Genomic DNA, 336 nt, shown 5'->3' with positions numbered 1-336 from the left:
CTCAGCCGGCCACCGGTGCGAGTCGGCGGAGGTGCGCCCGGTGAGAAGGCGGCCTTCCGCCTCCCCGACGCGAACGGTGGGGGCCAGCCCTGGATCGCCGGCCGAACGCAGCCCGGCGGATGTAATGTTGCGGAGCCGGGCCGGGAGGGGACGGCGCGAGTGTGTCTCCTGCTGAAAGGCGGAAGTGGGCAGGTCGCCCCGCCCGGCACCGGTGCCCTCGAAGGCCGCTGCCTGCCGGTCCACCGCGACACCGCGCACCCACGCCTCCGCGAACGAGGCCAGCACCCGACGGGCACCACCCTCGTTCCGGCGCAGCGTGCCAACCGTGACCGCCTC

1 protein-coding gene is annotated in these 336 nt (G+C 75.0%); it reads right to left on the bottom strand.

The genetic code is table 11. The annotated features are described in order from the left end of the window. Nucleotides 1–285, bottom strand: a 285-nt coding sequence (locus UK12_RS44075) for a hypothetical protein (protein WP_231591512.1), incomplete at its 3' end; no start/stop codon positions are given. Nucleotides 286–336 lie beyond the last annotated feature (51 nt).

It is taken from the genome of Saccharothrix sp. ST-888 (assembly GCF_000955975.1).
Classification (GTDB): domain Bacteria; phylum Actinomycetota; class Actinomycetes; order Streptomycetales; family Streptomycetaceae; genus Kitasatospora.
Note: the sequence above shows the minus strand (reverse complement) of the source record. Positions and strands in the feature narration are given on the sequence as shown.